Source organism: Streptomyces sp. NPDC053367, from assembly GCF_044545925.1.
GTDB lineage: Bacteria > Actinomycetota > Actinomycetes > Streptomycetales > Streptomycetaceae > Streptomyces.
Genome location: NZ_JBITYN010000004.1, coordinates 559,177 through 585,244, shown reverse-complemented (window position 1 = coordinate 585,244; position 26,068 = coordinate 559,177). Strand labels below are relative to the sequence as shown.

The 26,068-nt window shown below is 73.2% G+C and carries 24 protein-coding genes; 18 read left to right on the top strand and 6 right to left on the bottom strand.

The annotated features are described in order from the left end of the window. Positions 1-110: 110 nt before the first annotated feature. From ACIGXJ_RS15340 to ACIGXJ_RS15315, 6 genes are all read left to right on the top strand, one after another. Complete coding sequence (locus ACIGXJ_RS15340) at positions 111-2,015, top strand: AMP-dependent synthetase/ligase (protein ID WP_399644814.1); 1,905 nt, start codon at positions 111-113, stop codon at positions 2,013-2,015. After that, positions 2,012-2,200, top strand: coding sequence for a hypothetical protein (locus ACIGXJ_RS15335; protein WP_399644812.1), 189 nt, complete (start codon positions 2,012-2,014; stop codon positions 2,198-2,200). The genes ACIGXJ_RS15340 and ACIGXJ_RS15335 overlap by 4 nt, the downstream gene beginning before the upstream one ends. Before the next feature lie 236 nt (positions 2,201-2,436). Beyond that, positions 2,437-3,828: an NAD(P)/FAD-dependent oxidoreductase gene (locus ACIGXJ_RS15330; RefSeq protein ID WP_399644810.1), complete on the top strand. Its 1,392-nt coding sequence runs from the start codon at positions 2,437-2,439 to the stop codon at positions 3,826-3,828. A gap of 32 nt (positions 3,829-3,860) precedes the next feature. Beyond that, positions 3,861-4,115 carry a hypothetical protein gene (locus ACIGXJ_RS15325; protein WP_399644808.1) on the top strand — a complete coding sequence of 85 codons (255 nt, stop codon included), beginning with the start codon at positions 3,861-3,863 and terminating at the stop codon, positions 4,113-4,115. A 165-nt stretch (positions 4,116-4,280) separates the two neighbouring features. After that, complete coding sequence (locus tag ACIGXJ_RS15320; RefSeq protein WP_399644806.1) at positions 4,281-5,747, top strand: aminotransferase class I/II-fold pyridoxal phosphate-dependent enzyme; 1,467 nt, start codon at positions 4,281-4,283, stop codon at positions 5,745-5,747. Between the two features lie 260 nt (positions 5,748-6,007). After that, positions 6,008-6,463: a cyclic nucleotide-binding domain-containing protein gene (locus tag ACIGXJ_RS15315; RefSeq protein ID WP_399644804.1), complete on the top strand. Its 456-nt coding sequence runs from the start codon at positions 6,008-6,010 to the stop codon at positions 6,461-6,463. A gap of 3 nt (positions 6,464-6,466) precedes the next feature. Here ACIGXJ_RS15315 and ACIGXJ_RS15310 read toward each other — a convergent pair whose 3' ends face one another. Beyond that, on the bottom strand, positions 6,467-7,081 hold the full coding sequence (locus ACIGXJ_RS15310; RefSeq protein ID WP_399644802.1) for a LysE/ArgO family amino acid transporter: 615 nt from the start codon (positions 7,079-7,081) through the stop codon (positions 6,467-6,469). An 84-nt stretch (positions 7,082-7,165) separates the two neighbouring features. On the opposite strand from ACIGXJ_RS15310, the gene ACIGXJ_RS15305 reads away from it, so the two are divergent. Then, the gene (locus tag ACIGXJ_RS15305) at positions 7,166-8,077 is read left to right on the top strand and encodes a LysR family transcriptional regulator ArgP (RefSeq protein WP_399644871.1); all 912 of its coding nucleotides are present in this window, start codon (positions 7,166-7,168) and stop codon (positions 8,075-8,077) included. On the opposite strand, the gene ACIGXJ_RS15300 is transcribed toward ACIGXJ_RS15305, so the two are convergent. Next, positions 8,065-8,538 carry a carboxymuconolactone decarboxylase family protein gene (locus ACIGXJ_RS15300; RefSeq protein WP_399644800.1) on the bottom strand — a complete coding sequence of 158 codons (474 nt, stop codon included), beginning with the start codon at positions 8,536-8,538 and terminating at the stop codon, positions 8,065-8,067. The two genes, ACIGXJ_RS15305 and ACIGXJ_RS15300, sit on opposite strands and share 13 nt — an antisense overlap. 207 nt (positions 8,539-8,745) lie before the next feature. Here ACIGXJ_RS15300 and ACIGXJ_RS15295 point away from each other — a divergent pair, with 207 nt between their 5' ends. Together ACIGXJ_RS15295 and ACIGXJ_RS15290 are read left to right on the top strand one after the other, a co-directional pair. Then, positions 8,746-9,000, top strand: coding sequence for a WhiB family transcriptional regulator (locus ACIGXJ_RS15295; RefSeq protein WP_399644798.1), 255 nt, complete (start codon positions 8,746-8,748; stop codon positions 8,998-9,000). Between the two features lie 90 nt (positions 9,001-9,090). Further along, positions 9,091-9,444, top strand: a complete 354-nt coding sequence (locus ACIGXJ_RS15290) for a DUF488 domain-containing protein (RefSeq protein ID WP_399644797.1) — start codon at positions 9,091-9,093, stop codon at positions 9,442-9,444. Between the two features lie 126 nt (positions 9,445-9,570). Here ACIGXJ_RS15290 and ACIGXJ_RS15285 read toward each other — a convergent pair whose 3' ends face one another. Both ACIGXJ_RS15285 and ACIGXJ_RS15280 read right to left on the bottom strand, forming a co-directional pair. Next, on the bottom strand, positions 9,571-11,244 hold the full coding sequence (locus tag ACIGXJ_RS15285) for an FAD-binding dehydrogenase (protein ID WP_399644795.1): 1,674 nt from the start codon (positions 11,242-11,244) through the stop codon (positions 9,571-9,573). Between the two features lie 30 nt (positions 11,245-11,274). Beyond that, the gene (locus tag ACIGXJ_RS15280) at positions 11,275-11,904 is read right to left on the bottom strand and encodes a TetR/AcrR family transcriptional regulator (RefSeq protein ID WP_399644793.1); all 630 of its coding nucleotides are present in this window, start codon (positions 11,902-11,904) and stop codon (positions 11,275-11,277) included. A 103-nt stretch (positions 11,905-12,007) separates the two neighbouring features. Here ACIGXJ_RS15280 and ACIGXJ_RS15275 point away from each other — a divergent pair, with 103 nt between their 5' ends. From ACIGXJ_RS15275 to ACIGXJ_RS15265, 3 genes are all read left to right on the top strand, one after another. Next, a complete protein-coding gene (locus ACIGXJ_RS15275; RefSeq protein WP_399644792.1) occupies positions 12,008-12,628 on the top strand; it encodes an alpha-ketoglutarate-dependent dioxygenase AlkB in 621 nt (206 codons plus the stop codon). A gap of 72 nt (positions 12,629-12,700) precedes the next feature. After that, the gene (locus ACIGXJ_RS15270) at positions 12,701-13,468 is read left to right on the top strand and encodes an MBL fold metallo-hydrolase (RefSeq protein ID WP_399644790.1); all 768 of its coding nucleotides are present in this window, start codon (positions 12,701-12,703) and stop codon (positions 13,466-13,468) included. 43 nt (positions 13,469-13,511) lie between these two features. Further along, a complete protein-coding gene (locus ACIGXJ_RS15265) occupies positions 13,512-14,747 on the top strand; it encodes a DUF4032 domain-containing protein (protein ID WP_399644788.1) in 1,236 nt (411 codons plus the stop codon). 13 nt (positions 14,748-14,760) lie between these two features. On the opposite strand, the gene ACIGXJ_RS15260 is transcribed toward ACIGXJ_RS15265, so the two are convergent. Next, positions 14,761-15,630, bottom strand: a complete 870-nt coding sequence (locus ACIGXJ_RS15260) for a universal stress protein (RefSeq protein WP_399644786.1) — start codon at positions 15,628-15,630, stop codon at positions 14,761-14,763. Positions 15,631-15,704: 74 nt separating this feature from the next. Between ACIGXJ_RS15260 and ACIGXJ_RS15255 the strand changes: the two genes are divergently transcribed. The 5 genes from ACIGXJ_RS15255 to ACIGXJ_RS15235 all read left to right on the top strand — a co-directional run bounded on the left by ACIGXJ_RS15255 (position 15,705) and on the right by ACIGXJ_RS15235 (position 22,725). Continuing rightward, positions 15,705-16,058, top strand: coding sequence for a VOC family protein (locus tag ACIGXJ_RS15255; protein WP_399644784.1), 354 nt, complete (start codon positions 15,705-15,707; stop codon positions 16,056-16,058). A gap of 110 nt (positions 16,059-16,168) precedes the next feature. Then, positions 16,169-17,848, top strand: coding sequence for an FAD-dependent oxidoreductase (locus ACIGXJ_RS15250; RefSeq protein ID WP_399644782.1), 1,680 nt, complete (start codon positions 16,169-16,171; stop codon positions 17,846-17,848). Continuing rightward, positions 17,845-19,350 (top strand): ATP-binding protein, encoded by a 1,506-nt coding sequence (locus ACIGXJ_RS15245; RefSeq protein ID WP_399644780.1) that lies wholly within the window; start codon positions 17,845-17,847, stop codon positions 19,348-19,350. The genes ACIGXJ_RS15250 and ACIGXJ_RS15245 overlap by 4 nt, the downstream gene beginning before the upstream one ends. Further along, on the top strand, positions 19,340-19,690 hold the full coding sequence (locus tag ACIGXJ_RS15240) for a UBP-type zinc finger domain-containing protein (protein ID WP_399644778.1): 351 nt from the start codon (positions 19,340-19,342) through the stop codon (positions 19,688-19,690). The genes ACIGXJ_RS15245 and ACIGXJ_RS15240 overlap by 11 nt, the downstream gene beginning before the upstream one ends. 74 nt (positions 19,691-19,764) lie before the next feature. Continuing rightward, positions 19,765-22,725, top strand: coding sequence for an AAA family ATPase (locus tag ACIGXJ_RS15235; RefSeq protein WP_399644776.1), 2,961 nt, complete (start codon positions 19,765-19,767; stop codon positions 22,723-22,725). 69 nt (positions 22,726-22,794) lie between these two features. Here ACIGXJ_RS15235 and ACIGXJ_RS15230 read toward each other — a convergent pair whose 3' ends face one another. Next, complete coding sequence (locus tag ACIGXJ_RS15230; RefSeq protein ID WP_399644774.1) at positions 22,795-24,543, bottom strand: M4 family metallopeptidase; 1,749 nt, start codon at positions 24,541-24,543, stop codon at positions 22,795-22,797. Between the two features lie 198 nt (positions 24,544-24,741). On the opposite strand from ACIGXJ_RS15230, the gene ACIGXJ_RS15225 reads away from it, so the two are divergent. After that, a complete protein-coding gene (locus ACIGXJ_RS15225; protein WP_399644773.1) occupies positions 24,742-25,938 on the top strand; it encodes a serine hydrolase domain-containing protein in 1,197 nt (398 codons plus the stop codon). Positions 25,939-26,068: the final 130 nt, after the last annotated feature.

Sequence of the window (26,068 nt, the reverse complement as noted above, 5' to 3'; positions counted from 1 at the left end):
ACCGTTATTCCGTTCCCGGCCCCTCGCGCCCGCTCCTGGGCTACATTCGACCACCGTCGATAACAGTGCTCGTCGGCGCCGTCACAGCCCGTACCGACCAGGAGCAGCGCATGCGCGACCTCGCTCTCGCTCCGTCCTTCCGCCCGCTGCCGCCCGGCGGGCTCGCCGACAGCGTCTTCGAGGCGGCCGCCCACAGTCCCGCGCTGCCGTTGGTGGCGCGCCGTACGGCCGCGGCCGGCGGGGGCTGGGAGGAGGTGACCGCGGCAGAGCTGCGGGACCAGGTGGTCGACCTCGCCAAGGGGCTCGTGGCCTCGGGCGTCACTCCGGGCAGCCGGGTCGCGGTGATGGCCCGCACCCGCTACGAGTGGACGCTGTTCGCGCACGCCCTGTGGGCGGTGGGCGCCGAGGTGGTGCCGGTGCATCCGTCGTCGTCGCGCGATCAGGTGGAGTGGATCCTGCGGGACGCCGGGTGTGTGGCGGTGGTCGTCGAGGACGAGCCCGCCGTGATGACCGTCGGCTCGGTGTGCACGGCGCTGCCCCGGCTGCGGCATGTGTGGCAGCTGGACGCCGGGGGGCTGGAGCGGCTGGTGGAGCGGGGTGCGTTCATCCCGGCCACGACGGTCGACTCGCTGCGCCGGATCGTGCTGCCCGACGCCACCGCCGTCGTCGCCTACACCTCGGGCAGCGCCGGCCGGCCCACCGGGTGCGCGCTGAGCCACCGGGCGCTGGCGAGCCCGTGCGACACGATCCTGGCGGGCTGGGGCCACACCGCGGCGCCGCCGGGGCAGCAGCCGAGGATCCTCGCCTTCCTGCCGCTGTCGCACGTGTACGGCCTGATGATCCAGGAGATCTGCCTGCGCGGCGGTGTGCTCATGGGCCATGAGCCCGACCTGAGCGAGACATCCCTGACCGCGGCGCTGCGCTCCTTCAGGCCCACCTACTTCTACGGCGTGCCCTCGCTGTTCGAGAAGCTGTACAAGACGTTCCTGCGGACGGCCCAGCAGGCGGGCCACGGGGCCCTGTTCGAACGCGCCGCGGAGACCGCGCGGGCGTTCGCCGCGGCCACCGAGCGCCACCGGCTGGGCCGCGGCCCGGGGCCCGGACCGAACCTCAGGCTCCAGCACGCCCTGTACGAACGCACGGTGTACCGGCGGCTGCGCCAGGCGCTCGGCGGCCGGGTGCAGCGGGCCACGTCGGGCGGCTCACCGCTCAGCCGTGAACTGTCCCTGTTCTACGAGGGCATCGGTATCTACGTCCACGACGGCTACGGCCTCACGGAGACCGGCGGCGGCATCACCATGCAGCCGCTGGGCCGGGAGAAGTCGGGCACCGTCGGGCGGCCGCTGCCCGGCACCGAGATCAGGGTGGCCCCGGACGGCGAGATCCTGGTGCGCGGCCCGTCGGTGTTCCAGGGGTACGTGGGCGACGAGGCCGCAACCCGGGCGGCGCTGCGGGGCGGGTGGCTGGCCACCGGCGACCTCGGGCGGCTGGACTCCGAGGGGTATCTGACGATCACCGGCCGCAAGAAGGACGTCATCATCACCAGCGGCGGCACCAGCGTGGCCCCGGCCCTGCTGGAGCAGCGGCTGCGGCTGCATCCGCTGGTGCACCAGGCGGTCGTCGTGGGCGACAACCGGCCCTGTGTCGGGGCGCTGATCACCCTGGACCCGGAGTTCCTGGCGCACTGGCGCTCGGCGCAGCGCTGGCAGAGCGGTGCGCTCAGCCGGGAGGCCCGGGAGGAGAACGCGCTGCAGGACGAGGTGGGGCGTGCGGTGGCCGCGGCCAACAGCGCGGTCTCGCGCGAGGAGTCCATCCGGGTGTTCCGGGTGCTGCCGGAGCCCTTCGACGTGGCGGGCGGGCTGCTGACACCGTCGATGAAGCTGCGGCGGGACGCGATAGTGCAGCGCTACGCCCTGGAGATCGACGCGATGTACCAGGCGCGCACTCCCCTGCCGCGGGTGCCCGCGCCCGAGGACCCGCTCGCCTGGGACGAGACGGACGACGTGTTCCGTTGAGCGGGCCCGGACAGCCCTCAGACCGCGGGCAGGGTGACCTCGCGCGCCCTGCCGAGGCCGAGGCGCCGGGCCAGGCGGGCCGGGGCCCGGGCTCGGACGCGGAGCTCGCCGTGATCCTCGACTTCCTGCGCCGCTCGGCGCACATCCAGCGGGAGGCCACCCGCGCGCTCACGGGGCACGGGTGAAGGGGCGCCCGCGGAGGGCATGAGTGATCGACTCGTGGAAAGTCCGCACGAGATCACGTTGATCGGGTACGCGGACGCCCCATGCGTTGCATGCTGGTGCCCCGCGGATTCGCCAGCCTGCCTCACTCGGCTGGCGAGCCCGCCCGGGACACGGTGGGATCAGTGAGGTGCGAGGCAGCGATCCAGGGGCAGGCGCATGGCGTCAGCGGAAAGACCGCCTGGAAGCGCGGAAAGGGATGGACACCGTGACACGACCCAGGATCCTGGTGGTGGGCGCAGGCTTCGCCGGCGTGGAGTGCGTACGGCGACTGGAGCGCAGGCTCGCCCCGGACGAAGCGGACGTCACCCTGGTGACGCCGTTCGCCTACCAGCTCTACCTGCCGCTGCTGCCTCAGGTCGCCTCCGGCGTGCTGACGCCGCAGTCGATCGCCCTGTCGCTGCGCCGCAGCAAGAAGTACCGCACCCGGATCATCCCCGGCGGGGCGATCGGCGTGGACCTGAAGGCCAAGGTGTGCGTGATCCGCACGATCACCGACGAGGTGGTGAACGAGCCGTACGACTACATCGTCCTGGCCCCCGGCAGCGTCACCCGCACCTTCGACATCCCCGGCCTCACCGACCACGCGTTCGGTCTGAAGACCCTCGCCGAGGCCGCGTACATCCGTGACCACGTCATCTCCCAGCTGGATCTCGCCGACGCCAGCCAGGACCCCGCCGAGCGGGCCTCCCGGCTGCAGTTCGTGGTGGTCGGCGGCGGTTACGCCGGTACGGAGACGGCCGCGTGCCTGCAGAAGCTGACGCACGCCGCGGTCAGGCGCTACCCGCGCCTGGACCCGAGCCTGATCAAGTGGCACCTCATCGACATCGCGCCGAAGCTGATGCCGGAGCTGGGCGAGAAGCTCGGCCGCAGCGCCATGGAGGTCCTCCAGCGGCGCGGCGTCGAGGTGTCCCTCGGCGTCTCCATCGACAAGGCCGGACCGGAGGAGGTCACCTTCACCGACGGCCGGGTGGTGCCGACCCGCACGCTGATCTGGACCGCGGGCGTGGTGGCCAGCCCGCTCATCGCCACCCTCGGCGCGGAGACGGTGCGCGGGCGCCTCGCGGTGACCGCCGAGATGACCCTGCCGGGCCACGACGGCGTCTTCGCGCTCGGCGACGCGGCCGCGGTGCCGGACATCGCCAAGGGCGAGGAGGGCGCGGTGTGCCCGCCGACCGCGCAGCACGCCCAGCGGCAGGGCCGCAAGGTCGCCGAGAACGTCATCGCGACCCTGCGCGGCGAGCCGCTCCAGCCGTACGTGCACAAGGACCTCGGCCTGGTGGTCGACCTCGGCGGCAAGGACGCCGTGTCCAAGCCGCTCGGCATCGAGCTGCGCGGACTGCCCGCCCAGGCGGTGGCCCGCGGCTACCACTGGGGCGCGCTGCGCACCAACGTCGCCAAGACCCGGGTGCTGACCAACTGGATGCTCAACGCGGTCGCCGGCGACGATTTCGTGCGCACCGGCTTCCAGGCCCGCAAGCCGGCCAAGCTGAAGGACTTCGAGTACACCGACTCCTACCTGACGCCGGACGAGGTGCGGGCCCACGTGGAAGGCGGAGCCGGCGCACAAGGTGACCCCGGACAGAGCTGAGGAACGGAGCCGGAGCCGGGTACCCGCCCCGTATGAGCGATGTCGTGGACGCTGACGAACTGCTGCGACGGATGCAGCGGAGCAGGGACGGTGCGCTGCGGGAGCTGCGCACCTGGCAGGCGCGCGGTGAGGAGCTGCGCTCGCACGATCCGGGCGCGGCACGGGAGGCGGAGATGCGCGGGGTGGCGTACGAGGTGGTGCTGCGGGTTCTGGACGAGATCCTGAGGCCGGGCAGCCACCCGGTGGACACAACGGGCGAGCCGGCCGGGAGTACGGGGGCGCCTTGACGGGGCCGCCGTCCGGGGGGCCGCCGAGGTGCGGCACCCCGGCGGCCCGGCGGGACGCCCCCGTGCCGGACCGGGTGGACTGACCGGGTGGACTGACCGGGTGCGCTGTCCGTGCACCCCCTTTTGGCCCCGAATGTCCCCGGCGCCTCCGGGAACCCGATGTGCATGACAGCCGATCACACGCAGGCACCGGTTCTGGAAGCTCTCGCCGACTACCACCGATCAGGCAGGCTGGCGTTCGCCCCGCCGGGGCACAAGCAGGCCCATGGCGCCGATCCCGCCGTCCGGGCGGTGCTGGGGGACGCGGTGTTCCTCGGGGACGTCCTGGCGTCGGGCGGGCTGGACGACCGGCTGACCCGGGGCCGGGTGCTGGAACGGGCCGAGGAGCTGATGGCCGACGCCGTGCACGCGGACCACACGTTCTTCACGACCTGCGGCAGCTCCCTGTCCGTGAAGGCGGCCATGCTGGCCGTGGCAGGGCCGCACGAGGCGCTGCTGATCGGGCGGGACGCGCACAAGTCGGTGGTGTCGGGCCTGATCCTGTCCGGCATCGAGCCGGTGTGGGTGGAGCCCCGCTGGGACGCCGAGCGGCATGTGGCGCACCCGCCGTCCGCGGAGCAGTTCGAGAAGGCCCTGGAGCGCCGGCCGGACGCCAAGGGCGCGCTGGTGACGAGCCCGACGCCGTACGGCGCGTGCGCGGATCTGCGTGCGATCGCCGAGGTGTGCCACCGGCGGGGGCTGCCGCTGATCGTGGACGAGGCGTGGGGCGCGCATCTGCCCTTCCACCCGGATCTGCCGTCCTGGGCGATGGACGCGGGCGCGGACATCTGCGTGACCAGCATCCACAAGATGGGCTCCGGCCTCGAGCAGGGCTCGGTCTTCCATCTGCAGGGCGACCTGGTGCCGCCCGAGCTGCTGAAGATGCGCGCCGACCTGCTCGGCACGACCAGCCCGTCGGTGCTGATCTACGCCGGCATGGACGGCTGGCGCCGTCAGATGATGCTGCGCGGCCGGGAGTTGATGGGCCGCGCGCTGGAGCTGGCGGCGCGGGTGCGGGAGTCGGTGGACGACATCGACGGGCTGCGCATGGACGGCCGGGAGGAGTACTGCGGGCCCGGACTGGCCGACGACCTCGATCCGCTGCCGGGTGTCATCGACGTGTCGGGGCTCGGCATCACCGGCTACCAGGCGGCCGACTGGCTGCGGGAGAACCGTGAGATCGAGGCGCATCTGACCGACCACCGCCGGATCGGCGCGCAGATCACGCACGCCGACGACGAGGCGACGACCGGCGAGCTGGTGATGGCGCTCAAGGACCTCGCGCGCGCCGCGCCGGGGCTGCCCGAGGCGCCGCACGTCGAGGTGCCGGAGCCGGCGCGGCTGCGGCTGGCGCAGGCGTGTCTGCCGCGGGACGCGTTCTTCGGCCCGGCCGAGGCGGTGCCGGTGAAGGAGGCGGCGGGACGGGTCGCGGCGGAGATGATCACTCCGTATCCGCCGGGGATCCCCGCGGTGCTGCCGGGCGAGCGGCTGACGGAGCCGGTGCTGCGATATCTGCGCTCGGGCCTCGCGGCCGGCATGAACCTCCCGGACCCGGCCGATCCGAGCCTGGAGCACATCCGCGTCATGAAGTGAAATCCGTCACTCCGCCCGGTTTCCAGAGGGTTACGCGCCCGTGAATGGTTTATCGTTCATTCATACGTGGTCACGGAGTCGACGACCGAGTCCTCCTGATCCACCCCATGAACTGCCCTGGCTGGTTTCCCCCGTCCGGCCAGGGCTTTTCTCTGCCCTGACGCGGAAACCCGGTTCCGCCGAGGTGCTCTTCCGGCCGAGCGCGGCTGAAATGGGCGTAGGGATAACACCGGAACGTCTCCCGGCAGGAGCCCCGCGCCATGACCAAAGCGACGAAACTGCTCTCCGCCCTCCCCCCGCCGCAGCGCGAGCGGCTGATGACGCTCGCCCGGGAGGTGTCCTTCCCGGAGGACGCCCGCATCTTCGAGGCGGGCGGCACGGCCGACCGGTTCTGGGTCATCCGCTCGGGCGCGGTCTCCCTCGACCAGCGGGTGACGTCACTGCAGCGGGTGACCGTGGCCAGCCTGGGCGCGGGCGACCTGCTCGGCTGGTCCTGGCTCTTCCCGCCCTACCGGTGGGACTTCGGCGCGGAGGCCTTCAGCCCCGTCAGGGCCTACGAGTTCCAGGCGCAGCCCGTGCTCGCGCTGTGCGAGGAGGACCCGCAGCTCGGGCTGACCCTGGTGCGGATCGTGTCCGAGATCCTCGCCCACCGGCTCGAGGCCACCCGCAACAAGCTCATGGAGCAGTACGCGCTCCACCGCCGGGGCGTCGTCTAGCGGTCAATTGCCTACGATCAGCAGCACCCCCAGGGTGATCATCGTGGCGGCGACCAGACCGTCCAGGACCCGCCAGGCGCCGGGCCGGGCGAGCGGGCGGCCGAGCAGCCGGGCGCCGAAGCCGAGCGCGGCGAACCAGCACAGGCTGGCCAGCGCGGCGCCGAGCCCGAACGTCCAGCGCAGCGGGCCGCGGTCGGCGGCGATGGAGCCGAGCAGGAACACCGTGTCGAGGTAGACGTGCGGGTTCAGCCAGGTCATCGCCAGGCAGGTGAGCACCGCGCGGCGCAGTGAGCCCGCGCTCTCCCCCTCGGTGCTCAGCGCGCCCTGCGGCCGCAGCACCCGGCGGGCGGCGAGGACACCGTAGGCGATCAGGAACGCTCCGCCGATCCAGCCGACCGCGGTCAGCGCGCCCGGCCACGTCACCACCACCGCGCCGACCCCGGCCACGCCCAGCGTGATCAGCAGGGCGTCCGACAGGGCGCAGATGCCGACGACGGCGAGGACGGCGTGCCGGCGGATGCCCTGGCGCAGGACGAAGGCGTTCTGCGCGCCGATGGCGACGATGAGGGAGAGGCCGGTGCCGAAACCCGCGGCGGCGGCGGACAGTGCGTTGCTCATGACGTCGACGTTAAAGAAGCGATCACCGGCCGTACAGCTAAAGATTCTTACGTATCTTTAGCTGTCATGAAGACAGTGGCCGGGATGCCGGAACTCCCCCTCGACCAGGTGCGCACGCTGCTCGCCGTGGTGGACGAGGGCACCTTCGACGCGGCCGCCGCCGCGCTGCACGTCACGCCGTCCGCGGTCAGTCAGCGGGTGAAGGCGCTGGAGCAGCGCACCGGCCGGGTGCTGCTGCTGCGCACCAAGCCGGTACGGCCCACGGAGTCGGGCGAGGTGGTGGTCCGCTTCGCCCGCCAGCTCGCCCGGCTGGAGCGGGACGCGCGCGCCGAGCTGGGCATGCGCGGGGCCGGGGAGGCGACCCGGGTGTCGGTGGCGGTCAACGCCGACTCCCTCGCCACCTGGTTCCTGCCCGCCCTCACCCGCGTGGGGCAGGACCCCGGGCTCTGCTTCGAGCTGCACCGCGAGGACGAGGACCACACCGCCGCGCTGCTGCGCGAAGGGCTGGTCATGGCCGCGGTGACCTCCTCCCCCGACCCGGTGCCGGGCTGCACGGTGCGCGGTCTCGGCCGGATGCGCTATCTGGCCGTGGCGAACCCGGACTTCGCCGCCCGCCACCTGGCCGGCCCCCTCGCCGAGGTGCTGCCCAAGGCCCCGGTCGTGGTCTTCGACAGGCGCGACGACTTCCAGGACGGCTTCGTACGCCGTCTGACCGGCACGCCCGCGAACCCGGCCCGCCACTACGTCCCCACCTCGGAGGGCTTCGCCGAGGCCGTCGCGGCCGGCCTCGGCTGGGGCCTCCTCCCGGAGGCCCAGGCCCACCCCCTGCTCGACACCGGCCGCCTGGCCCAACTGGCCCCGGAGCGGCCGGTGGACGCGCCGCTGTACTGGCAGCAGTGGAAGCTCGACTCACCCGCGCTGGCCGCGCTCGCGGAGGCGGTGGCCCAGGAGGCGGGCCGGGCACTGCGCCAGGGGCCCCCAATTCAGCCGAACTGACCCGGCTGGTAGTTGCCGGCGGGGGTCTGGATCATGACGTTCATCCGGTTGAAGGCGTTGATGAGCGCGATCAGGGAGACGAGGGCGGCGAGCTGGTCGTCGTCGTAGTGCTTGGCGGCGTCCGCCCAGACCTCGTCGGGGACACCGCCTGCCGCGTCGGCGAGGCGCGTGCCCTGCTCGGTGAGTTCCAGGGCGGCGCGCTCGGCGTCGGTGAAGACGGTGGCCTCCCGCCAGGCGGCGACCATGGCGAGCCGCACCGGGTCCTCCCCGGCGGCCGCGGCGTCCTTGACGTGCATGTCGAGGCAGAAACCGCAGCCGTTGACCTGGCTGGCCCGGATCTTCACCAACTCCTGCGTGGCGGCGGGAAGGGCCGAGTCGTGGAGCACCTTGTCCGCCGCGACCAGGTGCTTGACGACGTTCATGGCGACCTTGCTGGCACGGGCGTCGATACGGGGTTCCATCGGGAGGTCTCCTCTGCCGTTGTCCGGTGGCTACACCCCTGGGACGAGACGGCCCCCGCGCGTTGTGACATCGGCGAGTGTGACCTGGGTCTCGTTCCGGGCCGATCCGGCGGGCTCGCCCGAAATTCCGGTTTCGCCCACCGCCGACAGGTCACCCGAAGCCGAGTAAGTGCATTCGGGAGGGTATGGAGGAGTGCGGTGACACCGATGGACCACTGGCGAGAGCGTGCCGAGTGCCGACACCACGACCCCGATCTCTTTTTCCCCATAGGCAGTTCGGGGCCCGCGCTGTTGCAGACGGAGCAGGCCAAGGCCGTGTGCGGCGGGTGCCCCGTGCGGGAGGCCTGCCTGGAGTTCGCGCTGGACACGGCGCAGGGCATGGGGGTCTGGGGTGGAACCAGCGAGAACGAGCGACGGCATCTGCTGCGCCGCCGTCGCGCGGCAGAGCGTCGAGAGGCGTGAGCGGCACCCGGTCGGCCGAGTGAGCCGCAACGGCCGCGGGCCGGCCGGGTTACGCTCCGGACAGCAGCCGTCGGCCGAGGAGGGTCCACCGTGAGCGTGCGCGTACGCCGTGTCTACGAACCCCCCGAGCCGGACGACGGCGTGCGTGTCCTGGTCGACCGGCTCTGGCCGCGGGGCGTGTCCAAGGACGCGGCCCGGGTCGACGAGTGGCCGAAGGACCTGACCCCGTCCACCGAGCTGCGCCGCTGGTACCACGCGGGCGAGGGCTCGTACGAGGAGTTCGCCCGCCGCTACGAGGCGGAGCTGGCCACACCCGATGCGGCCGAACTCCTGGACGGCGTACGCGAGTCGGCGGCCAAGGGCCCGGTGACGCTGCTGACGGCGTCCAAGGAGCCGGAGCACAGCCATGTGGCGGTGCTGGTCCGGCTCCTCGAACAGGTCTGACCCGGCGGGCCGTTGACATGGGGCGTCCGGGTTCGGCCCGGTGCGGGCCGGCCCGCATCCGCCCAAGTGCGGGACCGTCCGGGTCCTGCGGCGACCGGCCGCCCTCAGCCCGCCCTCAGCCCGTCCTCAGCCCGTCCGGTCCGCCGCCGCCCGGCCCGCGGCGCGGCCCGAGAACAGGCAGCCTCCCAGGAACGTCCCCTCCAGGGCGTTGTATCCGTGCACGCCGCCGCCGCCGAAGCCGGCGACCTCTCCGGCGGCGTACAGGCCCTCGATGGGCCGGCCGTCGAGGCCGAGGGCGCGGGAGTCGAGGTCGGTCTGGATGCCGCCGAGGGTCTTGCGGGTGAGGACGTGCAGCTTGACGGCGATCAGCGGGCCGGCCTCGGGGTCGAGGATCCGGTGCGGGGCGGCGACACGGCCGAGGCGGTCGCCGATGTAGCGGCGGGCGTTGTGGATGCCCTGGACCTGGGCGTCCTTGCTGTAGGGCCCGGCCAGCTGGAGGTCGCGGGCCTCGATCTGACGGCGCAGGGCGTCGGCGTCCAGCAGCGCCTTCTCCGTCAGGGCGTTCATCTTCTCGACGAGTTGCTCCAGGGTGTCGGCGACCACGAAGTCGGCACCGTGGCGCACGAAGTCCTGCACCGGGCCCGGGGCGCCCTTGCCGAGGAGGCGGGCGCGCAGCACGGCCCGCTTGTCCTTGGCGGTGATGTCCGGGTTCTGCTCGGAGCCGGAGAGCGCGAACTCCTTCTCGATGATCTTGCGGGTGAGGACGAACCAGGAGTGGTCGTAGCCGGCGATGTCCTCGGTGGTGCGCAGGTGTCCGAGGGTGGAGAGGGTGTCGTAGCCCGGCAGGCAGGGGTCGGGCAGGCGGCGGCCGAGGGCGTCGAACCACAGCGAGGACGGGCCGGGCAGGATGCGGATGCCGTGGCCGGGCCAGACGGGGTTCCAGTTCCGCAGGCCCTCGGTGTAGTGCCACATGCGGTCGCGGTTGACCAGGCGGACACCGGCGTCGGCGCTGATGTCGAGCATGCGGCCGTCGACGTAGGCGGGGACGCCGGTGACCATCTCGGCGGGCGGGGTGCCGAGCCGCTCGGGCCAGTAGCGGCGGACCATGTCGTGATTGGCGCCGATGCCGCCGGAGGTGACGATCACGGCCTGCGCGGTCAGTTCGAACGCGCCGACGGCCTCCCGGCTGGAGGCGACACCGCGCGGTGAGTCGTCGGGGGCGAGGAGCGTGCCGCGCACGCCACGGGCGGTGCCGTCCTCGATCACCAACTCGTCGACGCGGTGGCGGTGGTGGAAGGTGAGCAGCCCGTCGCGCGCGGCCTGCTCGGCGTACGCGACGAACGGCTCGACCACACCCGTACCCGTGCCCCAGGCGATGTGGAAGCGGGGCACGGAGTTGCCGTGGCCGTCGGCGCGCAGGTCGCCGCGCTCGGCCCAGCCGACGGTCGGCAGCAGCTTGATGCCGTGCCGGTCGAGCCAGGAGCGCTTCTCGCCCGCCGCCCACTCGACGTAGGCGCGGGCCCAGCGCACCCCCCAGGAGTCCTCGTCGTCGGTGCGGTCGAACCGCGCGCTGCCCTGCCAGTCGTTCCAGGCGAGGTCGAAGGAGTCCTTGACCTTCAGTCGCCGCTGTTCCGGGGAGTCGACGAGGAAGAGGCCGCCGAGGGACCAGTAGGCCTGCCCGCCGAGATTGGCGGCGTTCTCCTGGTCGACCAGGGCGACCCGGCGGCCCCGGCTGGTGAGTTCGTGTGCCGCGACCAGTCCGGCGAGACCGGCTCCGACGACGATGGCGTCCGCGTCCATGGGCGAGCGTTCCCTTCCCTGAAGTGGGCCTCAGCGGGCCCGGCCGCTGCCGTCGGTCAGCAGGGCGGTGAGCAGTTGCCTGAGCCAGGCGCGGGCGCCGTCGACGTCCTTGTCCAGCAGCAGTTGGGTGGTCACCCCGTCGTACGCGGCGACGACCGCGTGCGCCGCGGAGTCGGCGTCGCCGAGCACGGCGGGCAGTTGGGTGTGGCCGCGCGCGCGGGCGAGCCGGCCGGCGATGGTGCGGCGCAGGCCCGCCCGGTGTTCCAGCAGGGCCTCGGCGACGGCCGGGTCGCGGGCCGCGTGCACCAGGAAGTCGGTCTTGACCAGCAGCCAGTCCACGTCCAGCAGCAGCACCTCGGTGACCCGGTCCACCGACTGGGCGACGTCCAGGTCGGGGCCGTCCTGCGCGAGCGCCCCGGCGACCTGCTCGGCGATGAGGTCGGCCCGCTGCCGGTAGAGGGCGAAGAACAGCTCGTCCAAGCTGGAGAAGTTCGAGTAGAAGGCACCCCGGGTGTAGCCGGCGGCCTCGCAGACCTCCTCGATCGAGGCCCGCCCGAAGCCCTTCGCCGCGAACACGGCGAACGCGGCGTCGAGCAGGTTCGCCCGCGTGCGCACCCGGCGCCTGGTCACGCGCCCGCCGGTCTTCGGCTCGGTATCCATGGTCGGCCTCCCGTTCGATACAGGAACGTATCCGATACACCGGTGCATCGAAAGAGCCGATGATCGTAGAACGTATTTTCGAATCGGGGAGTAGGCTGGATCCATGCACCTCCAGAGCTCCCTCTTCGACCAGACCGACCGGCTGGGCCTCGCCCCGCTCGACGGCCTGCGCCGGACGGTGCTCGGCGCGGGCGCCTGGATCGATGTCCTGCCCGGCTGGCTGAGCGGCTCCGACGCGCTGTTCGAGCAGCTGGCGGCCGAGGTCCCCTGGCGGGCCGAGCGCCGCCAGATGTACGACCACGTCGTCGACGTGCCGCGACTGCTCGCGTACTACGGCGCCGGCGAGCCTCTCCCCCACCCGGTGCTGGCCGAGGCCCGCGAGGCGCTCACCACGCACTACGCCGAGGAGCTCGGCGAGCCGTTCGCCACGGCCGGGCTGTGCTACTACCGCGACGGCCGCGACAGCGTGGCCTGGCACGGGGACCGGATCGGGCGGGGCGCGCGCGAGGACACAATGGTCGCGATCCTCTCCGTGGGCACGCCCCGGGACCTCCTGCTGCGGCCCGCGGGCGGCGGCAGCGCCGTACGCCGGCCGCTCGGACACGGCGACCTGATCGTGATGGGCGGCTCCTGCCAGCGGACCTGGGAGCACTGCATACCGAAGAGCACGCGGGCGACGGGACCGCGCATCAGCATCCAGTTCCGGCCCCGAGGCGTGCGCTGAGGTGCCGCTCACGGCGCCGATCTGCTTTGCTGTCCCCCGCCCGAGCCCACCTCACCACGCGGGACGAAGAAGATGCGCGCCGAAGTGCAGCAAGTCGCCGACGACACCTACCTGGTGCACGGCAGCAACACCAACTGGGTGATCCTCAAGGACGGTGACGCCGTCACGCTCGTCGACACCGGCTATCCCGGCGACCGGGAGCGGCTGCTGGACTCGCTGACGCAGGTGGGCAGCGCTCCGGAGGCCGTCGCGGCCGTACTGATCACGCATGCCCACAACGACCATCTGGGCTCCGCCGAGTACCTGCGCGCCGCCTACGGCACCCCGGTGTATCTGCACGAGGCCGAAGTCCCGCACGCGCGCCGGGAGTTCCTGCACCAGGTGAACATCGGCACGGTGCTGGCCAACGGCTGGCGGCCGGGCGTGCTGCCCTGGGCGGTGCACGCGCTGCGGGCCGGCGGCACCGTGAAGGTACCGGTCGCCTCCCCCGCGCCCTTCCCGACCGACGGCCCCCTCGACCTGCCCGGCCGGCCCGTCCCCGTGCACACGCCGGGGCACACCCTGGGCCACAGCGTCTTCCACCTGCCGGACCGCGGCACGGTGCTCGGCGGGGACGCCCTGGTCACCGGGCACGCCACCTCCCGCCTGGAGGGGCCGCAGCTGCTGATGGACATGTTCCACCACGAGCGCGCCCGCGCCCTGACCTCGCTGGAGACCATCGGGGCCCTGGACGGCGACCTGCTGCTGCCCGGGCACGGGCCCGCCCATCGCGGCCCGGTCCGGGCGGCCGCGGACCGGGCCCGCGAACACGCCGTGGCAGGGGCCCGTTCCAGCAGGTGAAAGGGCCGTTCCGGCACCGGCACACGCCGTCTAGGGTCGGGCCATGGCTTTGCACATCAGCGCCACCAACCCGGAGCACCCGGCCCTGCTCCTCGAACTGCCCTGGCACATCCCGCTGGAGGACTGGCCCGAGGACTACCTCGTGCCACTGCCGCGTGGCATCTCCCGGCACGTCGTGCGGTACGCGCGTGCCGGCGACGAGGTCGTCGCGGTCAAGGAGCTGGCCGAGCGGCCCGCGCTGCGCGAGTACGAGCTGCTGCGCGACCTGGACCGCCTCGGCATCCCGGCGGTGGACGCGCTCGCGGTGGTCACCGGGCGGGAGGACGTGACCGGTGAGCCGCTGGAGCCGGTGCTGATCACCCGTCATCTCGGCGGGTCGATGCCGTATCGCTCGATGTTCGAGACGACGATGCGGCCGGCCACCATGCACCGCCTCATGGACGCCCTCGCGGTGCTGCTGGTGCGGCTGCACCTGGCCGGGTTCGCGTGGGGCGACTGCTCGCTGTCCAACACGCTGTTCCGGCGGGACGCGGGCGCCTACGCCGCCTATCTGGTGGACGCCGAGACCGGTGAGCTGCACGCCCGGCTCAGCCCCGGCCAGCGCGACTACGACCTCGACCTCGCGCGCGTCAACATCAGCGGGGAGCTGCTGGACCTGGAGGCCTCCGGGGCGCTGCACCCGTCGGTGGACCCGATCGAGTTCGGCATGGAGATCTGCGCCCGCTACGGCGAGCTGTGGAAGGAGCTGACGCGGGTCTCGGTGTACCCGGCGGGCAAGTACCACTACATCGAGCGCCGAATCCGCCGGCTGAACGACCTCGGTTTCGACGTGGCGGAGATGCAGATCGACCACTCCTCCAACGGCGACACGGTCACCTTCGTGCCCAAGGTCGTGGACGCCGGCCACCATCAGCGCCAGCTGCTGCGGCTGACCGGCCTGGACACCGAGGAGAACCAGGCGCGGCGGCTGCTGAACGACCTGGAGAGCTGGATGGCGACCCAGGAGGACTACGCGCCCGGCGACCCCCTCGCGGCCCGCCCGGAGGTGCTCGCCCACCGCTGGGTGCGCGAGGTGTTCCGGCCGGCCGTGCGGACCGTGCCGCTGGAACTGCGCGGCACCATGGACCCGGCGGAGATCTACCACCAGCTCCTGGAGCACCGCTGGTTCCTGTCCGAGCGCGCCCAGCACGACATCGGCATCGAGACGGCCGTCAAGGACTACGTCGAGAACATCCTGCCCAAGGCGAGGGAGACCCTGGAGTCCCCCTCGCACGAGTGAGGCGCGAGCGGGGTCAGGCCGGCGGGACCACCGCGACCGGGCAGGGGGCGTGGTGCAGGACGCCGTGGGCGACCGAGCCGATGCGGGCGCCGACGGCGGTGCGGTGGGCGCGCCGTCCGACGACCATCAGCTGGGCCCGGGCGGCCACCGACAGCAGCACCTGCCCGGCGCTGCCCATCTCGACGTGCTCGACGACGTGCACGCCGGGGAAGCGGTCCCGCCACGGCTGCAGCGCCTCGGCCAGCGCCTTGCGCTCGAACGGCTCGGGCCCGCCGGCGTCGTCGAGGAGCTTCAGGGAGGCGGGGCTGTAGGCGAACACCGGCGGCAGCGTCCAGGCACGTACCGCCCGCACGGCCGCGCCGCGGGCCGCCGCCGTCTCGAAGGCGAAGCCCAGCGCGGCCGCGCTGTCCTCCACCCCGCCCTGCTGGCCGACCACGATCTCGTGCCCGGCGACCTCGGCGGACGCCTTGTCCCCGGTGCGCACCAGCACCACGGGCCGGCCGGTCTCGGCGATCACCTGCTGGCCCACCGAGCCGAGCAGGAAGCCGACCACGGGGCCGTGCCCGCGCGAGCCCAGCACCAGCAGCTCGGCCTCGCCGGCCGCCGAGACCAGCGCGTCCACGACCGGCCCCTCGACGGCCTCGGCGGACACCTCCAGGCCGGGGTGCCGCTCGGCGGCGTTGCGCGCGGCCGCGGCCACCGCCTCGTCCGCCCAGCGCTCCTGGGTGGCGCGGTCCCCGTCGAGCGCCTCGTGCGGCTCGTACTCCCACGCCTGCACGACCTTCAGCGGCCGCCCGCGCCGTACGGCCTCCCTGGCCGCCCAGGCGAGGGCCGCGAGGCTCTCGTCCGATCCGTCGACGCCTGCCGTGATCGGCCTCGTCATCCCGGCCGCCTTCCTTGATCGAGTGGTTCTCCCGGACACGTCGTGCCCCGGTCAGTCTTCACTACGCTGAATTCATGAGCCTGCAGTGGGAGCAAGTCGTGATGGACGCGGCCGACCCGGTGGCCCTGGGCCGCTGGTGGGCCGAGGCACTCGGCTGGGAGGTGCTGGACGACTCCTGGGAGGAGTTCGAGATCCGCCCGACCTCAGAAAGTCTTCCCGGAATCATTTTCGAGCCCGTCGAGGAGGGCAAGTCCGTCAAGAACCGGCTCCACCTGGACTTCCGCCCCGACGACCAGCGCGCCGAGGTGGAACGGCTGCTCGCGCTGGGCGCCCGCCACGTGGACGTCGGACAGGGTGAGCAGCCCTGGGTGGTACTGGCCGACCCGGAAGGGAACGAGTTCTGCGTCCTGCGCGAGCGAAGGCCGTGACGGCCCGCCATGACCGAGCGGAGCGGGGCGATGGAAATTACGATGGGCCGGGAGCCGGCGCGGCGGCGGGGAACCGCGCCGCAGGTACGAGCCCTCGGGGTGGGAGAGGCATGACAGAAGTCGCCGAGGCGGCGCGCACCGTCATCATGACCGTGGACGACGACCCGGGGGTCTCCCGCGCCGTCGCCCGTGACCTCAGACGCCGTTACGGAGGTTCGTACCGGATCGTGCGCGCGGAGTCAGGCGAGTCCGCACTGGAGGCGCTGCGCGAGCTGAAACTGCGCGGCGATCTGGTGGCGGTGATCCTCGCCGACTACCGCATGCCGCAGATGACGGGCATCGAGTTCCTGGAGCAGGCCCTGGACGTGTACCCGGGCGCCCGCCGGGTGCTGCTGACGGCGTACGCGGACACCAACGCGGCCATCGACGCGATCAACGTCGTCGACCTGGACCACTACCTCCTCAAGCCGTGGGACCCGCCGGAGGAGAAGCTGTACCCGGTCCTGGACGACCTGCTGGAGGCGTGGCGGTCCAGCGACTACCGGCCGGTGCCCAGCACCAAGGTCGTCGGGCACCGGTTCTCCGCGCGATCCTCGGAGGTGCGCGAGTTCCTGGCCCGCAACCAGGTGCCGTACCGCTGGTACTCGGCCGACGAGCCCGAGGGCCGGCGGCTGCTGGCCGCGGCGGGCGAGGACGGGCAGCGGCTGCCGCTGGTGGTCACCCCGGACGGCGCTCCGCTGGTCGAGCCCGAGGCGCCGGAACTGGCCGCGCGGGTGGGCCTCGCGACCACGCCGACCGCCGACTTCTACGACCTCGTGGTCATCGGCGGCGGACCCGCGGGGCTCGGCGCGGCCGTGTACGGCGCCTCCGAGGGCCTGCGCACGGTGCTGGTGGAGCGCTCCGCGACCGGCGGACAGGCCGGGCAGAGCTCGCGGATCGAGAACTACCTCGGCTTCCCCGACGGCGTCTCCGGCGCCCAGCTGGCCGAGCGGGCCCGGCGCCAGGCGGTCAAGTTCGGTGCCGAACTGCTCACCGCCCGCGAGGTGACGGGCCTGGAGATCTCCGGCGCCGCCCGGACCGTACGGTTCTCCGACGGCTCCGCGGTCTCCGCGCACAGCGTGCTGCTGGCGACCGGTGTGTCCTACCGGCAGCTCGACGCGCCCGGTCTTGCCGAACTGACCGGGAAGGGCGTCTACTACGGCTCCGCGCTGACCGAGGCGCCGTCCTGCCTGGGCCACGACATCTACATCGTCGGCGGCGCCAACTCGGCCGGGCAGGCGGCGATGTACCTGTCCAAGGGCGCCAAGTCGGTGACGCTGCTGGTGCGCGGGCCGGACCTGTCGGCGTCCATGTCGCACTACCTGATCCAGCAGATCGCCGAGGCGCCCAACATCTCCGTGCGCACCGGCACGGTCGTGGAGGCCGCGCACGGCAGCGACCGGCTGGAGCAGCTCACCCTGCGCGACACGGTCACCGGTGAGACCGAACGGGTCGACGCGCAGTGGATGTTCGTGTTCATCGGCGCCGCCCCGCTGACCGACTGGCTGGAGGGCACGGTGCTGCGCGACGAGCGCGGGTTCATCCTGGCCGGGCCGGACCTGATGACACCGGACGGGCGGCCGCCCGCGGGCTGGGAACTGGACCGGCCGCCGTACCACCTGGAGACCAATGTGCCGGGCGTGTTCGTGGCGGGCGACGCGCGCGCGGAGTCCGCGAAACGGGTCGCGTCCGCCGTCGGAGAGGGAGCCATGGCCGTCATGCTCGTCCACCGCTACCTGGAGCAGTCATGAGCGGACAGCGGATGCCCTGCAGTCCCCGGGAGATCGGCTCGCTGTTCCTGTTCGAGAAGCTGACGCCCGAACAGCTGGGGCGGCTGTGTGCCGACGGCCGGGTGGAGCTGCACCAGCCCGGCCCGGTCTACTCCGAGGGCGACCCGGCGACCTGCTTCTTCGTCCTGATGGACGGCGAGGTCGTGCTGTCGCGGCGGGTCGGCGGCGACGACATCGAGGTCGTGCGCAGCTCGCACCCGGGGTCGTACACCGGCGCCATGCAGGCGTACATCGGCGACCGTGTGAAGCAGGTGTACAACAACTCGATGCGGGTGACGCGGCCGACGCGCTTCTTCGTGCTGCCGGCCGACACCTTCGCGGCCGTCATGCGGGAGTGGTTCCCGATGGCGGTGCACCTGCTGGAGGGCCTGTTCTTCGGGTCGAAGAACAGCGCCCGGCTGATAGGCCAGCGTGAACGGCTGCTGGCGCTGGGCTCGTTGTCCGCGGGACTCACCCATGAGCTCAACAACCCCGCCGCGGCGGCAGTGCGGGCCACGGCGTCGCTGCGCGAGCGGGTCGCCAAGATGCGGCACAAGCTGGCGATCATCTCCTCGGGGCCCTATCCGCCCGAGCAGCTCGCGAGCCTGATCGAGATCCAGGAGCGCACCGCCGAACGCGTCGCCAAGGCGCCCTCGCTCAGCCCGCTGGAGGCCTCCGACCGTGAGGACGAGATCTCCGACTGGCTCGACGACCACGGCATCAGCGAAGGCTGGCGGCTGGCCCCGACCTTCGTGCAGGCGGGCCTCGACGTCGACTGGCTGGAGCAGGTGGCCGCGTCGGTCGGCGAGGACATCCTGGAGTCGGCCGTCGGCTGGCTCAACTACACCGTCGAGACCGAGCTGTTGATGGACGAGATCGAGGACTCGACCAAGCGCATCTCCAGCCTGGTGGACGCGGCCAAGCAGTATTCGCAGCTCGACCGGGCGCCGTACCAGAACTCCGATGTGCACGAACTCCTCGACAGCACGCTGATGATGCTGGCGGGGAAGTTCGGGTCGGAGATCAAGGTCGTGAAGGACTACGACCGTTCGCTGCCGCGGATCCCGTCGTATCCGGCCGAGTTGAACCAGGTGTGGACCAACCTGATCGACAACGCCGTCTCGGCGATGAAGAGCGCCGGCGGCCCGGGCACGCTGACCGTGCGGACCGCGCTCGACCACGACCACGCGCTGGTCGAGTTCAGGGACACCGGGCCCGGTGTCCCGGCGGAGATCCGCGACCGGATCTTCGATCCGTTCTTCACCACCAAGCCGGTCGGCGAAGGCACCGGGCTGGGTCTCGACATCTCCTGGCGGATCGTGGTCAACAAGCACCACGGCAGCCTCCAGGTGGAGTCCGTTCCGGGCGACACGCGGTTCCAGGTCAGGCTGCCGCTGACCGCCGAGGAGGGCGAGGCAGCGCCCGTGAACATCGAGGACATCGAGGACACCGAGACACCGGAGGAGCCGGCGCATGCCCAGTGAGAACGGAATCGACCCCAGCGTGCCGCCCAGCGGCAGCGGCTGCGTGGAGTGCGACGCGGCCGGCGGCTGGTGGTTCCACCTGCGCCGCTGCGCCCAGTGCGGGCACATCGGCTGCTGCGACGACTCGCCCTCCAAGCACGCCAGCGCGCACTACCGGGAGACCGGGCACCGGGTGATCCAGAGCTACGAGCCCGGCGAGGAGTGGTTCTGGGACTTCGCCACGGGCGAGCTGTACGGGTCCGGCCCCCGGCTGGCCCCTCCGGTGAGCCACCCCGTGGACCAGCCCGTGCCGGGGCCGGCGGGCCGGGTGCCGGCCAACTGGGCCGAGACGCTGCGCTGAACCGCGCGGGGGCGGCCTTCGGAGGCCGCCCCCGCGGGCCGGGCGTTGTCGGTGCGGCGTGCCAGGATGGGGGCGTGTCGAACAGCGCCTTCACCGTGACTCCCCTGGTCGGCCGGGAGGAGGAGTTCACCCGCCTCACCGGGGTGCTGGAGCGTGCCCGCGCGGGTGAGGCCCGCGCGGTGCTGGTCGCCGGTGACGCGGGCGTCGGCAAGACCCGGCTGCTGGACGAGGTGGCCGCGCGGGCCGTGGGCGACGGCGTGACCGTGCTGACCGGGCACTGTGTCGACCTCGGTGACGTGGGCCTGCCGTACCTGCCGTTCACGGAGGTGCTGGGCGCCCTCGCCGCCGACGAGCGGTTCGCGCCCGCCCTCGCCGCGCGGCCCGCGGTGGGGCGGCTGCTGGGCGGCGGCGCGGACAGCGCCCGGGACATGGGCGTCCGGCTGCGGTTGTTCGAGGACGTGGCGGGGCTGCTGACGGACCTGGCGGGGACGGCACCGCTGCTGCTCGTCCTGGAGGACCTGCACTGGGCCGACCAGTCCTCGCGGGACCTGCTGCGGTTCCTGCTCAGCCGCGGGGTGCTGCACCGGCCCGCGGGCGGCGCGCCCGGCAGCCGGCTCGCGCTGCTGGCGTCGTACCGCGCGGACGACCTGCACCGGCGGCATCCGCTGCGTCCGCTGCTGGCGGAGCTGGTGCGGCTGCCGTCGGTGGAGCGGCTGGAGCTGCGGCCCATGGCCGACGCCGAGGTGACCCGGCTGGTCCGGGTGCTCCAGGAGGACCAGCAGCGGGCGCTGCCGGAGGCCACGGTCCGCCGGATCGTCGAGCGCGCCGAGGGCAACGCGTTCTACGCCCAGGAGCTGCTCGCGGCGACGGACCCGGGGGCGGGCGGGGTGCCGGACGCGCTGGCCGATGTGCTGCTGATCCGGTTCGAGCAGGTCTCCGACACCGCGCAGCAGGTGCTGCGCACGGCCGCGGTCGCCGGCCGCCGGGTGGAGCACGGACTGCTGCGGGAGGCGGCCGGGCTGCCCGAGGAGGCGCTGGAGAGCGCGCTGCGCGAGGCGGTCGAGCGGCGGCTGCTGGTCTCCGCCGACGGCGACACCTATTCCTTCCGGCACGCCCTCGCGCGGGAGGCGGTGTACGCGGACCTGCTGCCGGGCGAGCGGGCACGGCTGCACGGGGCGTTCGCCCGGCTGCTGTCCGGCCGGGACCCGGGCGGCGACACCGCGGCGGAGCGGGCCCACCACTACCGCGAGAGCCATGACCTGCCGGAGGCGCTCGCCGCGTCCCTCCAGGCCGCCGACCACGCCAAGCGGCTGGGCGCGCCCGCCGAGGAGCTGCGCCATCTGGAGGCCGCCCTGGACCTGTGGGCGTCCGTGCCCGCCGAGGCGAGGCCGCAGGCGGAGGCGGGCGACCGGATCACCCTCATGCTGCGGGCCTCGGCCGCGGCCGCGCACGCCGGGGAGTCGCACCGCGCGGTGTCCCTCGCGCGGGCCGCGCTGGCGGGGGTCGGCCGGGACGCCGACTCGGAGCTGGCGGCCCGGGTGCGCTACACCCTGGCGGGCAACCTCCTCGACGTCGACAGCCTCACCGCCGCCTACGCCTACAGCAGCGAGGCGCTCGCGCTGATCCCTGCCGATCCGCCGACGCCGACCTGGGTGTGGGCGGCGGCCACCCATGTGCTGGCCGCCCGGCAGGTCGGGGAGGTCCGGACCGCTGAGCGGGTGGCCCATGAGGCGCTGAAGGCCGCCGAGGCCCTGGACCTCACGGACGCGCGGGCCGATCTGCTGGTCTCGCTGGCCTACTTCGACGGCCGCCGCAGCCCCGAGGGCCGGGCCCGGCTGTCGGAGGCACGGGAGCTGGCCCGGGGTTCGGGCAACGCCCCGGTGGAGCTGCGCGCCCTGTTCCACCTCGCCATCGGCGCCTTCGAGGCGGGCGCGGTGCGGGAGTCCCTGCCCTGGCTGGACGAGGGGCTCGACCGGGCGCGCGGGGCCGGGCTGCTGTCGTCGCCGTATCCGCTGGAGATGCGCTATCTGCGGCTGATGGCGCTGTACATGCTGGGCCGCTGGGACGAGTGCGTCCGCGCGTCGGAGCAGGACGCCGGGGTGCTGCCTCCGGCGGGCGCGTTCACGGTCGGACCCGCGCTGTTCGTGCGGCTCGCGCGCGGGGACGAGTCGGTCGTCGCGCGGGCCGAGGAGCTGCTGCGGGGGCCGTTCGACTGGATGTCGGCGCTGGTGGCGGGCATCGTGCTGACCGACGCTGCCGCGCGGGGCGGGGACCCGGAGGGCGCGGTGGCGCGGATGCGGGCGTCGGTGGAGTCCCTCACGGACGACTCGGGCGCCCTCCCGGACGTCACCGTGCGGCTCGCCGCGCTCGCCCTGTCCGCGGTCGCCGACGCCGCGGTGGCGTGCCGCGCGGCCGGGGACGAGGCGGGGGCCCGGCGCTGGGCGGATACGGCCGGTGAACTCGCCGGCCTGGCACGGGAGTCGGCGGGCCGCGGGGTGAACGGCCGGCCGCAGGGCCCGGAGGGGCTGGCCTGGCTGGCCCGGGCAGAGGCGGAGTGCGTACGCGCCGAGCGCGGCCCCGACCCGGACGCCTGGGCGGCCGCCGTCAGCGCGTTCGAGTACGGGGACCCCTACGAACAGGCCCGCGCCAGGCTGCCGTTCGCGGAAGCCCTGCTGGCCGCCGACCGCCGTGAGGAGGCCGCCGCCGAGGCGCACGCCGCCCGTGAGACGGCCGAACGGCTGGGCGCCGGGCCCCTGCTGGAGCGCGTGGACGCCCTGCTGCGCCGAGCCCGCCTCGGCGATTCCCCGTCGGCGGGCGGCGGCCCCGCCCGTCTGACGGCCCGCGAGCAGGACGTGCTGCGGCTGCTCTCCCTCGGCCGCAGCAACCGCCAGATCGGCGAGGAGCTGTTCATCACCGGCAAGACCGCCAGCGTCCACGTCTCCAACATCCTCGCCAAGCTCGGCGCCGCAAGTCGCACGGAGGCCGTGGCGATCGCGTACCGGGAGGGCCTCGTCACGCGGGAGCCCACGGGGTGACGGAGGGCGGGTGGAGAACGCCCCGGAGGTTCGTTCTCCGGGGCGCCCTCGGTGATGGCCGGGTCGGCGTCAGCGCGTGGGGGTGTTGGCCACCCGGACGTTGACGGCGGCCCAGGCGCGGCTGACCGCCTTGTACTCGACGCTGCCCGAGCCGTACATGTCCCTGGCCGCCTTCAGCGTCGCGATGCGCGCGTCGTGGAAGTCGGTCGTGGAGACCATGTAGCGGGTCAGGGCCCGGTAGAAGATGGCGAGGGCCTTGGCGCGGCCGATGCCCTTGACGGGCAGGCCGTCGATGGTCGGCGAGTCGTAGGCGACGCCGCCGATGGTCTTGCGGCCGCTGCCCTCGGCGAGCAGGTAGAAGGCGTGCGAGGAGACGCCGGAGCCGGCGTGCACCTCGGCGTCGTAGACGGCCGGCGACCAGTAGTCGATGGCGCCTTCGAGCACGTCGAGGGAGGGCTTGTCGAGGCGGCGCAGGAACTTCTGGGACAGGCCCAGCTTCTCGCCCATGAGGTAGTTCGGCGGGTTCTTGGCGTTCCTCGCCTGGAACTCGACGCCGGAGCCGAAGATGTCGGCGAGCGACTCGTTGAGGGAGCCGGGCTCGCCGTACTGGTTGCCCTGCCGGTCGACCCGGGTGGGCTCCAGGCGGGCGGTGGCGTCCACGACGCCGTGGCTCAGTTCGTGGCCGGTGACGTCGAGGACGACGAGCGGCTTCTTGAACAGTTCGCCGTCACCGTCGCCGTAGAGCATGCAGCCGCAGTACGGGTCCCAGAACGCGTTGCCGACCTTGTTGCCGAAGTGGACGATCGCGCGGGCGCCCCGGGAGTCGTTGCGGATGCCCTTGCGGTGGAACCGCTCCTTGTAGAAGTCCAGGGTCTCGGCGACGCCGTACTGCGCGTCGACGGCGGCGGTGGCCCGGTTGGAGACGGTGCCGTTGCCCCAGATGTTGCTGCTGGTGACGAACCGCTTGGTCTGGGCGAAGGAGACCGGCTCCAGGCCGCGCGCGTCACGGGTCTCGGTGCCCCAGCGCCGGGAGTCCTTCAGCACGTACGTGGTGGCGGCGGTGCGTGTGGTGGACAGCTGGACCTGGCCGGCGAACAGCGACTTGCCGGTGCCCGTGGCGGGAGCCGGGTAGCTGCCCGCGGCGGTCGCGCCGGTGAGGCGGGGCGTGGCGGGGGCGATGCCGGTCGCGGGGTCGAGGCGCTCGCCGCGGGCGCGCAGGGTCCGCACCAGCTTCGGTGACAGGAACTCGTCGGCGTCGGGGGTGTTGCTGAGGATCGCGCCGGTGACGGCGTCCACGACGACCGTGCTGGTGCCGGTGCCCTCGGCGGTGTCGCTGCCGGTGACGCGGACCTGGTAGGCGAGGGTCGCGTCGCCGTCGCGGGCGTCGACCACCAGCTCGGCGGCGCCGGCGGTGCCCTTGGCGGCAGCGGCGGCCTTGGCCCGGGCCTCGCCCGCGGTGAGTTCGGCGCGGGTGGTGTCGGGGCGGACGGAGTGGTCGGCGGCGCGGGTCACGCCGGCGTAGGCCAGCTTCTCGGTGAGGTGGACGACGAGGTCGCCGCCGAGGACGGGCATGCCGTCGTGGGTGCGGACGAACCGCACGTGCCGGGCGCCCTCCGGGTCGGTCAGCACGTCCTGCGGCCGCAGCTGGTCGCCGCGGACGACACCGGTCGCGCTCGCGTGGGCGAAGGCGGCGGACCGCGCCGCGTCGACGACCGAGGGCGAGGCGGTGGGGTTCGCGAATGCCGTGCCGGTGAGGCCCGTGGCGGCCGACGTCACGGCGACGGCGACCGCCAGGCCGCGTATGTGGGGTCTGCGCACTGTGGTGGCTTCCTTTGTGCCGGGGGCGGCTCGCCGGGCCGCGAGGGCAGGTTCGGCCGCCAACTGTGTGTCGCCTGTGGAGATGTGACGGGATGCGAGAAAGTTGCCCCGCCTGGATGTGACCGATCTCGCACGCAAACCCCCCGTCTCGTGCGCAGACATGACCAAACCCCCAGGCAGGAGAGGGAGCAGAACCGGATGGTGAAGAAAACGGTGAGCACCACCGCCGTACTCGGCGCGGTGGTGCTGTCCTTCCTGGCGGTGCCGGCCCCCGCCACGGCGGCCCAGGACGTCCCGGAGACCCTGGCGGCGCCCGACCTCGTGGGCCTGCGCGGCGTCCTGGCCACGGCGCGGCGGCAGGGTGCGCCCGGCGCGATGGCGCGCGTCGACGACCACGGTGTCGTGCACCGGGTGTCCTCCGGCGTCGCCGACCGCGGGACCGGGCGGGCGATCACGACCACCGACCGCTTCCGGGTCGGCAGCGTCACCAAGGTCTTCTCCGCGGTGGTGCTGCTCCAGCTCGTCGACGAAGGCAGGCTCAGGCTGGACGTGTCCGTCAACCGCTATCTGCCCGGGCTGCTGCCCGACGACCGCATCACGGTCCGGCATGTGCTGAGCCACCGCAGCGGGCTGTACGACTACACCAACGACATGTTCGCCAGCACCGTGCCCGGCTTCGAGGCGGTCCGCAACAAGGTCTTCACCTACCGGCAGCTGGTGGACCGCTCGCTGCGCCGGCCGCGCACGGGCGCGCCGGGGGCCGTGTACTCGTACTCCAACACCAACTTCGTCGTCGCCGGCATGCTGATCGAGAAGCTCACCGGCACGAGCGTGGGCAGCGCCTACCGCACCCGGATCATCGAGCCGCTGGGGCTGCGCGACACCTTCTACGTCCACCCGGAGACGGCCCTGCCCGGCCGGTACGCGCGCGGATACCTCACCCCCGACCAGGCGGGCGCGCGGCTCGTCGACTCCACCCGCCAGACGGTGTCCTGGGCGCAGAGCGCCGGGGCCCTGATCTCGTCCGCCCGGGACCTGAACACCTTCACCTCGGCGCTGATGCGGGGCAGGCTGACCTCGGCCGCGGCGCTCCGGCAGATGACCCGGTGGACACCGGTCAACAGCACCCAGGCGTACGGCCTCGGCCTGCGGCGGCGCGATCTGTCCTGCGGGGTGTCGGTGTACGGCCACACGGGCGCGGTCCAGGGCTACTACAGCTACGCGTTCACCTCGAAGGACGGCAAGCGCAGCCTCACCGCCCTGGCCAACACCTCCAACAACGGCAAGGTCCTCGACACCATGCTGGGCACGCTGGAGTCGGCGTTCTGCGGGAAGAGCGCGGCGCGGCGCGCGGCGGCGCCGGGCGTGGTGCCGCGCACCCTCGACGAGGGCTGAGTCGGCGCGGCCGGCCTGCCCGGCCTGCCCGGCCGGTCAGGCCGGTCACCCCGGCCGCGGCCCCGGAAGATCAGTCCGGCGCGCGCGGACGCGGGAACCCCGGCCGCGGCCCGGCCGTTGTGCGGGTGAG

Bases quoted from the DNA above. Each gene is read 5' to 3' on its own strand.
- ACIGXJ_RS15340 (WP_399644814.1), top strand. From the start codon at position 111: ATGCGCGACCTCGCTCTCGCTCCGTCCTTCCGCCCGCTGCCGCCCGGC.
- ACIGXJ_RS15330 (WP_399644810.1), top strand. From the start codon at position 2,437: ATGGACACCGTGACACGACCCAGGATCCTGGTGGTGGGCGCAGGCTTC.
- ACIGXJ_RS15325 (WP_399644808.1), top strand. From the start codon at position 3,861: ATGAGCGATGTCGTGGACGCTGACGAACTGCTGCGACGGATGCAGCGG.
- ACIGXJ_RS15320 (WP_399644806.1), top strand. From the start codon at position 4,281: ATGACAGCCGATCACACGCAGGCACCGGTTCTGGAAGCTCTCGCCGAC.
- ACIGXJ_RS15315 (WP_399644804.1), top strand. From the start codon at position 6,008: ATGACCAAAGCGACGAAACTGCTCTCCGCCCTCCCCCCGCCGCAGCGC.
- ACIGXJ_RS15310 (WP_399644802.1), bottom strand. From the start codon at position 7,081: ATGAGCAACGCACTGTCCGCCGCCGCCGCGGGTTTCGGCACCGGCCTC.
- ACIGXJ_RS15305 (WP_399644871.1), top strand. From the start codon at position 7,166: ATGCCGGAACTCCCCCTCGACCAGGTGCGCACGCTGCTCGCCGTGGTG.
- ACIGXJ_RS15300 (WP_399644800.1), bottom strand. From the start codon at position 8,538: ATGGAACCCCGTATCGACGCCCGTGCCAGCAAGGTCGCCATGAACGTC.
- ACIGXJ_RS15295 (WP_399644798.1), top strand. From the start codon at position 8,746: ATGGACCACTGGCGAGAGCGTGCCGAGTGCCGACACCACGACCCCGAT.
- ACIGXJ_RS15285 (WP_399644795.1), bottom strand. From the start codon at position 11,244: ATGGACGCGGACGCCATCGTCGTCGGAGCCGGTCTCGCCGGACTGGTC.
- ACIGXJ_RS15280 (WP_399644793.1), bottom strand. From the start codon at position 11,904: ATGGATACCGAGCCGAAGACCGGCGGGCGCGTGACCAGGCGCCGGGTG.
- ACIGXJ_RS15275 (WP_399644792.1), top strand. From the start codon at position 12,008: ATGCACCTCCAGAGCTCCCTCTTCGACCAGACCGACCGGCTGGGCCTC.
- ACIGXJ_RS15270 (WP_399644790.1), top strand. From the start codon at position 12,701: ATGCGCGCCGAAGTGCAGCAAGTCGCCGACGACACCTACCTGGTGCAC.
- ACIGXJ_RS15265 (WP_399644788.1), top strand. From the start codon at position 13,512: ATGGCTTTGCACATCAGCGCCACCAACCCGGAGCACCCGGCCCTGCTC.
- ACIGXJ_RS15260 (WP_399644786.1), bottom strand. From the start codon at position 15,630: ATGACGAGGCCGATCACGGCAGGCGTCGACGGATCGGACGAGAGCCTC.
- ACIGXJ_RS15255 (WP_399644784.1), top strand. From the start codon at position 15,705: ATGAGCCTGCAGTGGGAGCAAGTCGTGATGGACGCGGCCGACCCGGTG.
- ACIGXJ_RS15250 (WP_399644782.1), top strand. From the start codon at position 16,169: ATGACAGAAGTCGCCGAGGCGGCGCGCACCGTCATCATGACCGTGGAC.
- ACIGXJ_RS15245 (WP_399644780.1), top strand. From the start codon at position 17,845: ATGAGCGGACAGCGGATGCCCTGCAGTCCCCGGGAGATCGGCTCGCTG.
- ACIGXJ_RS15240 (WP_399644778.1), top strand. From the start codon at position 19,340: ATGCCCAGTGAGAACGGAATCGACCCCAGCGTGCCGCCCAGCGGCAGC.
- ACIGXJ_RS15225 (WP_399644773.1), top strand. From the start codon at position 24,742: ATGGTGAAGAAAACGGTGAGCACCACCGCCGTACTCGGCGCGGTGGTG.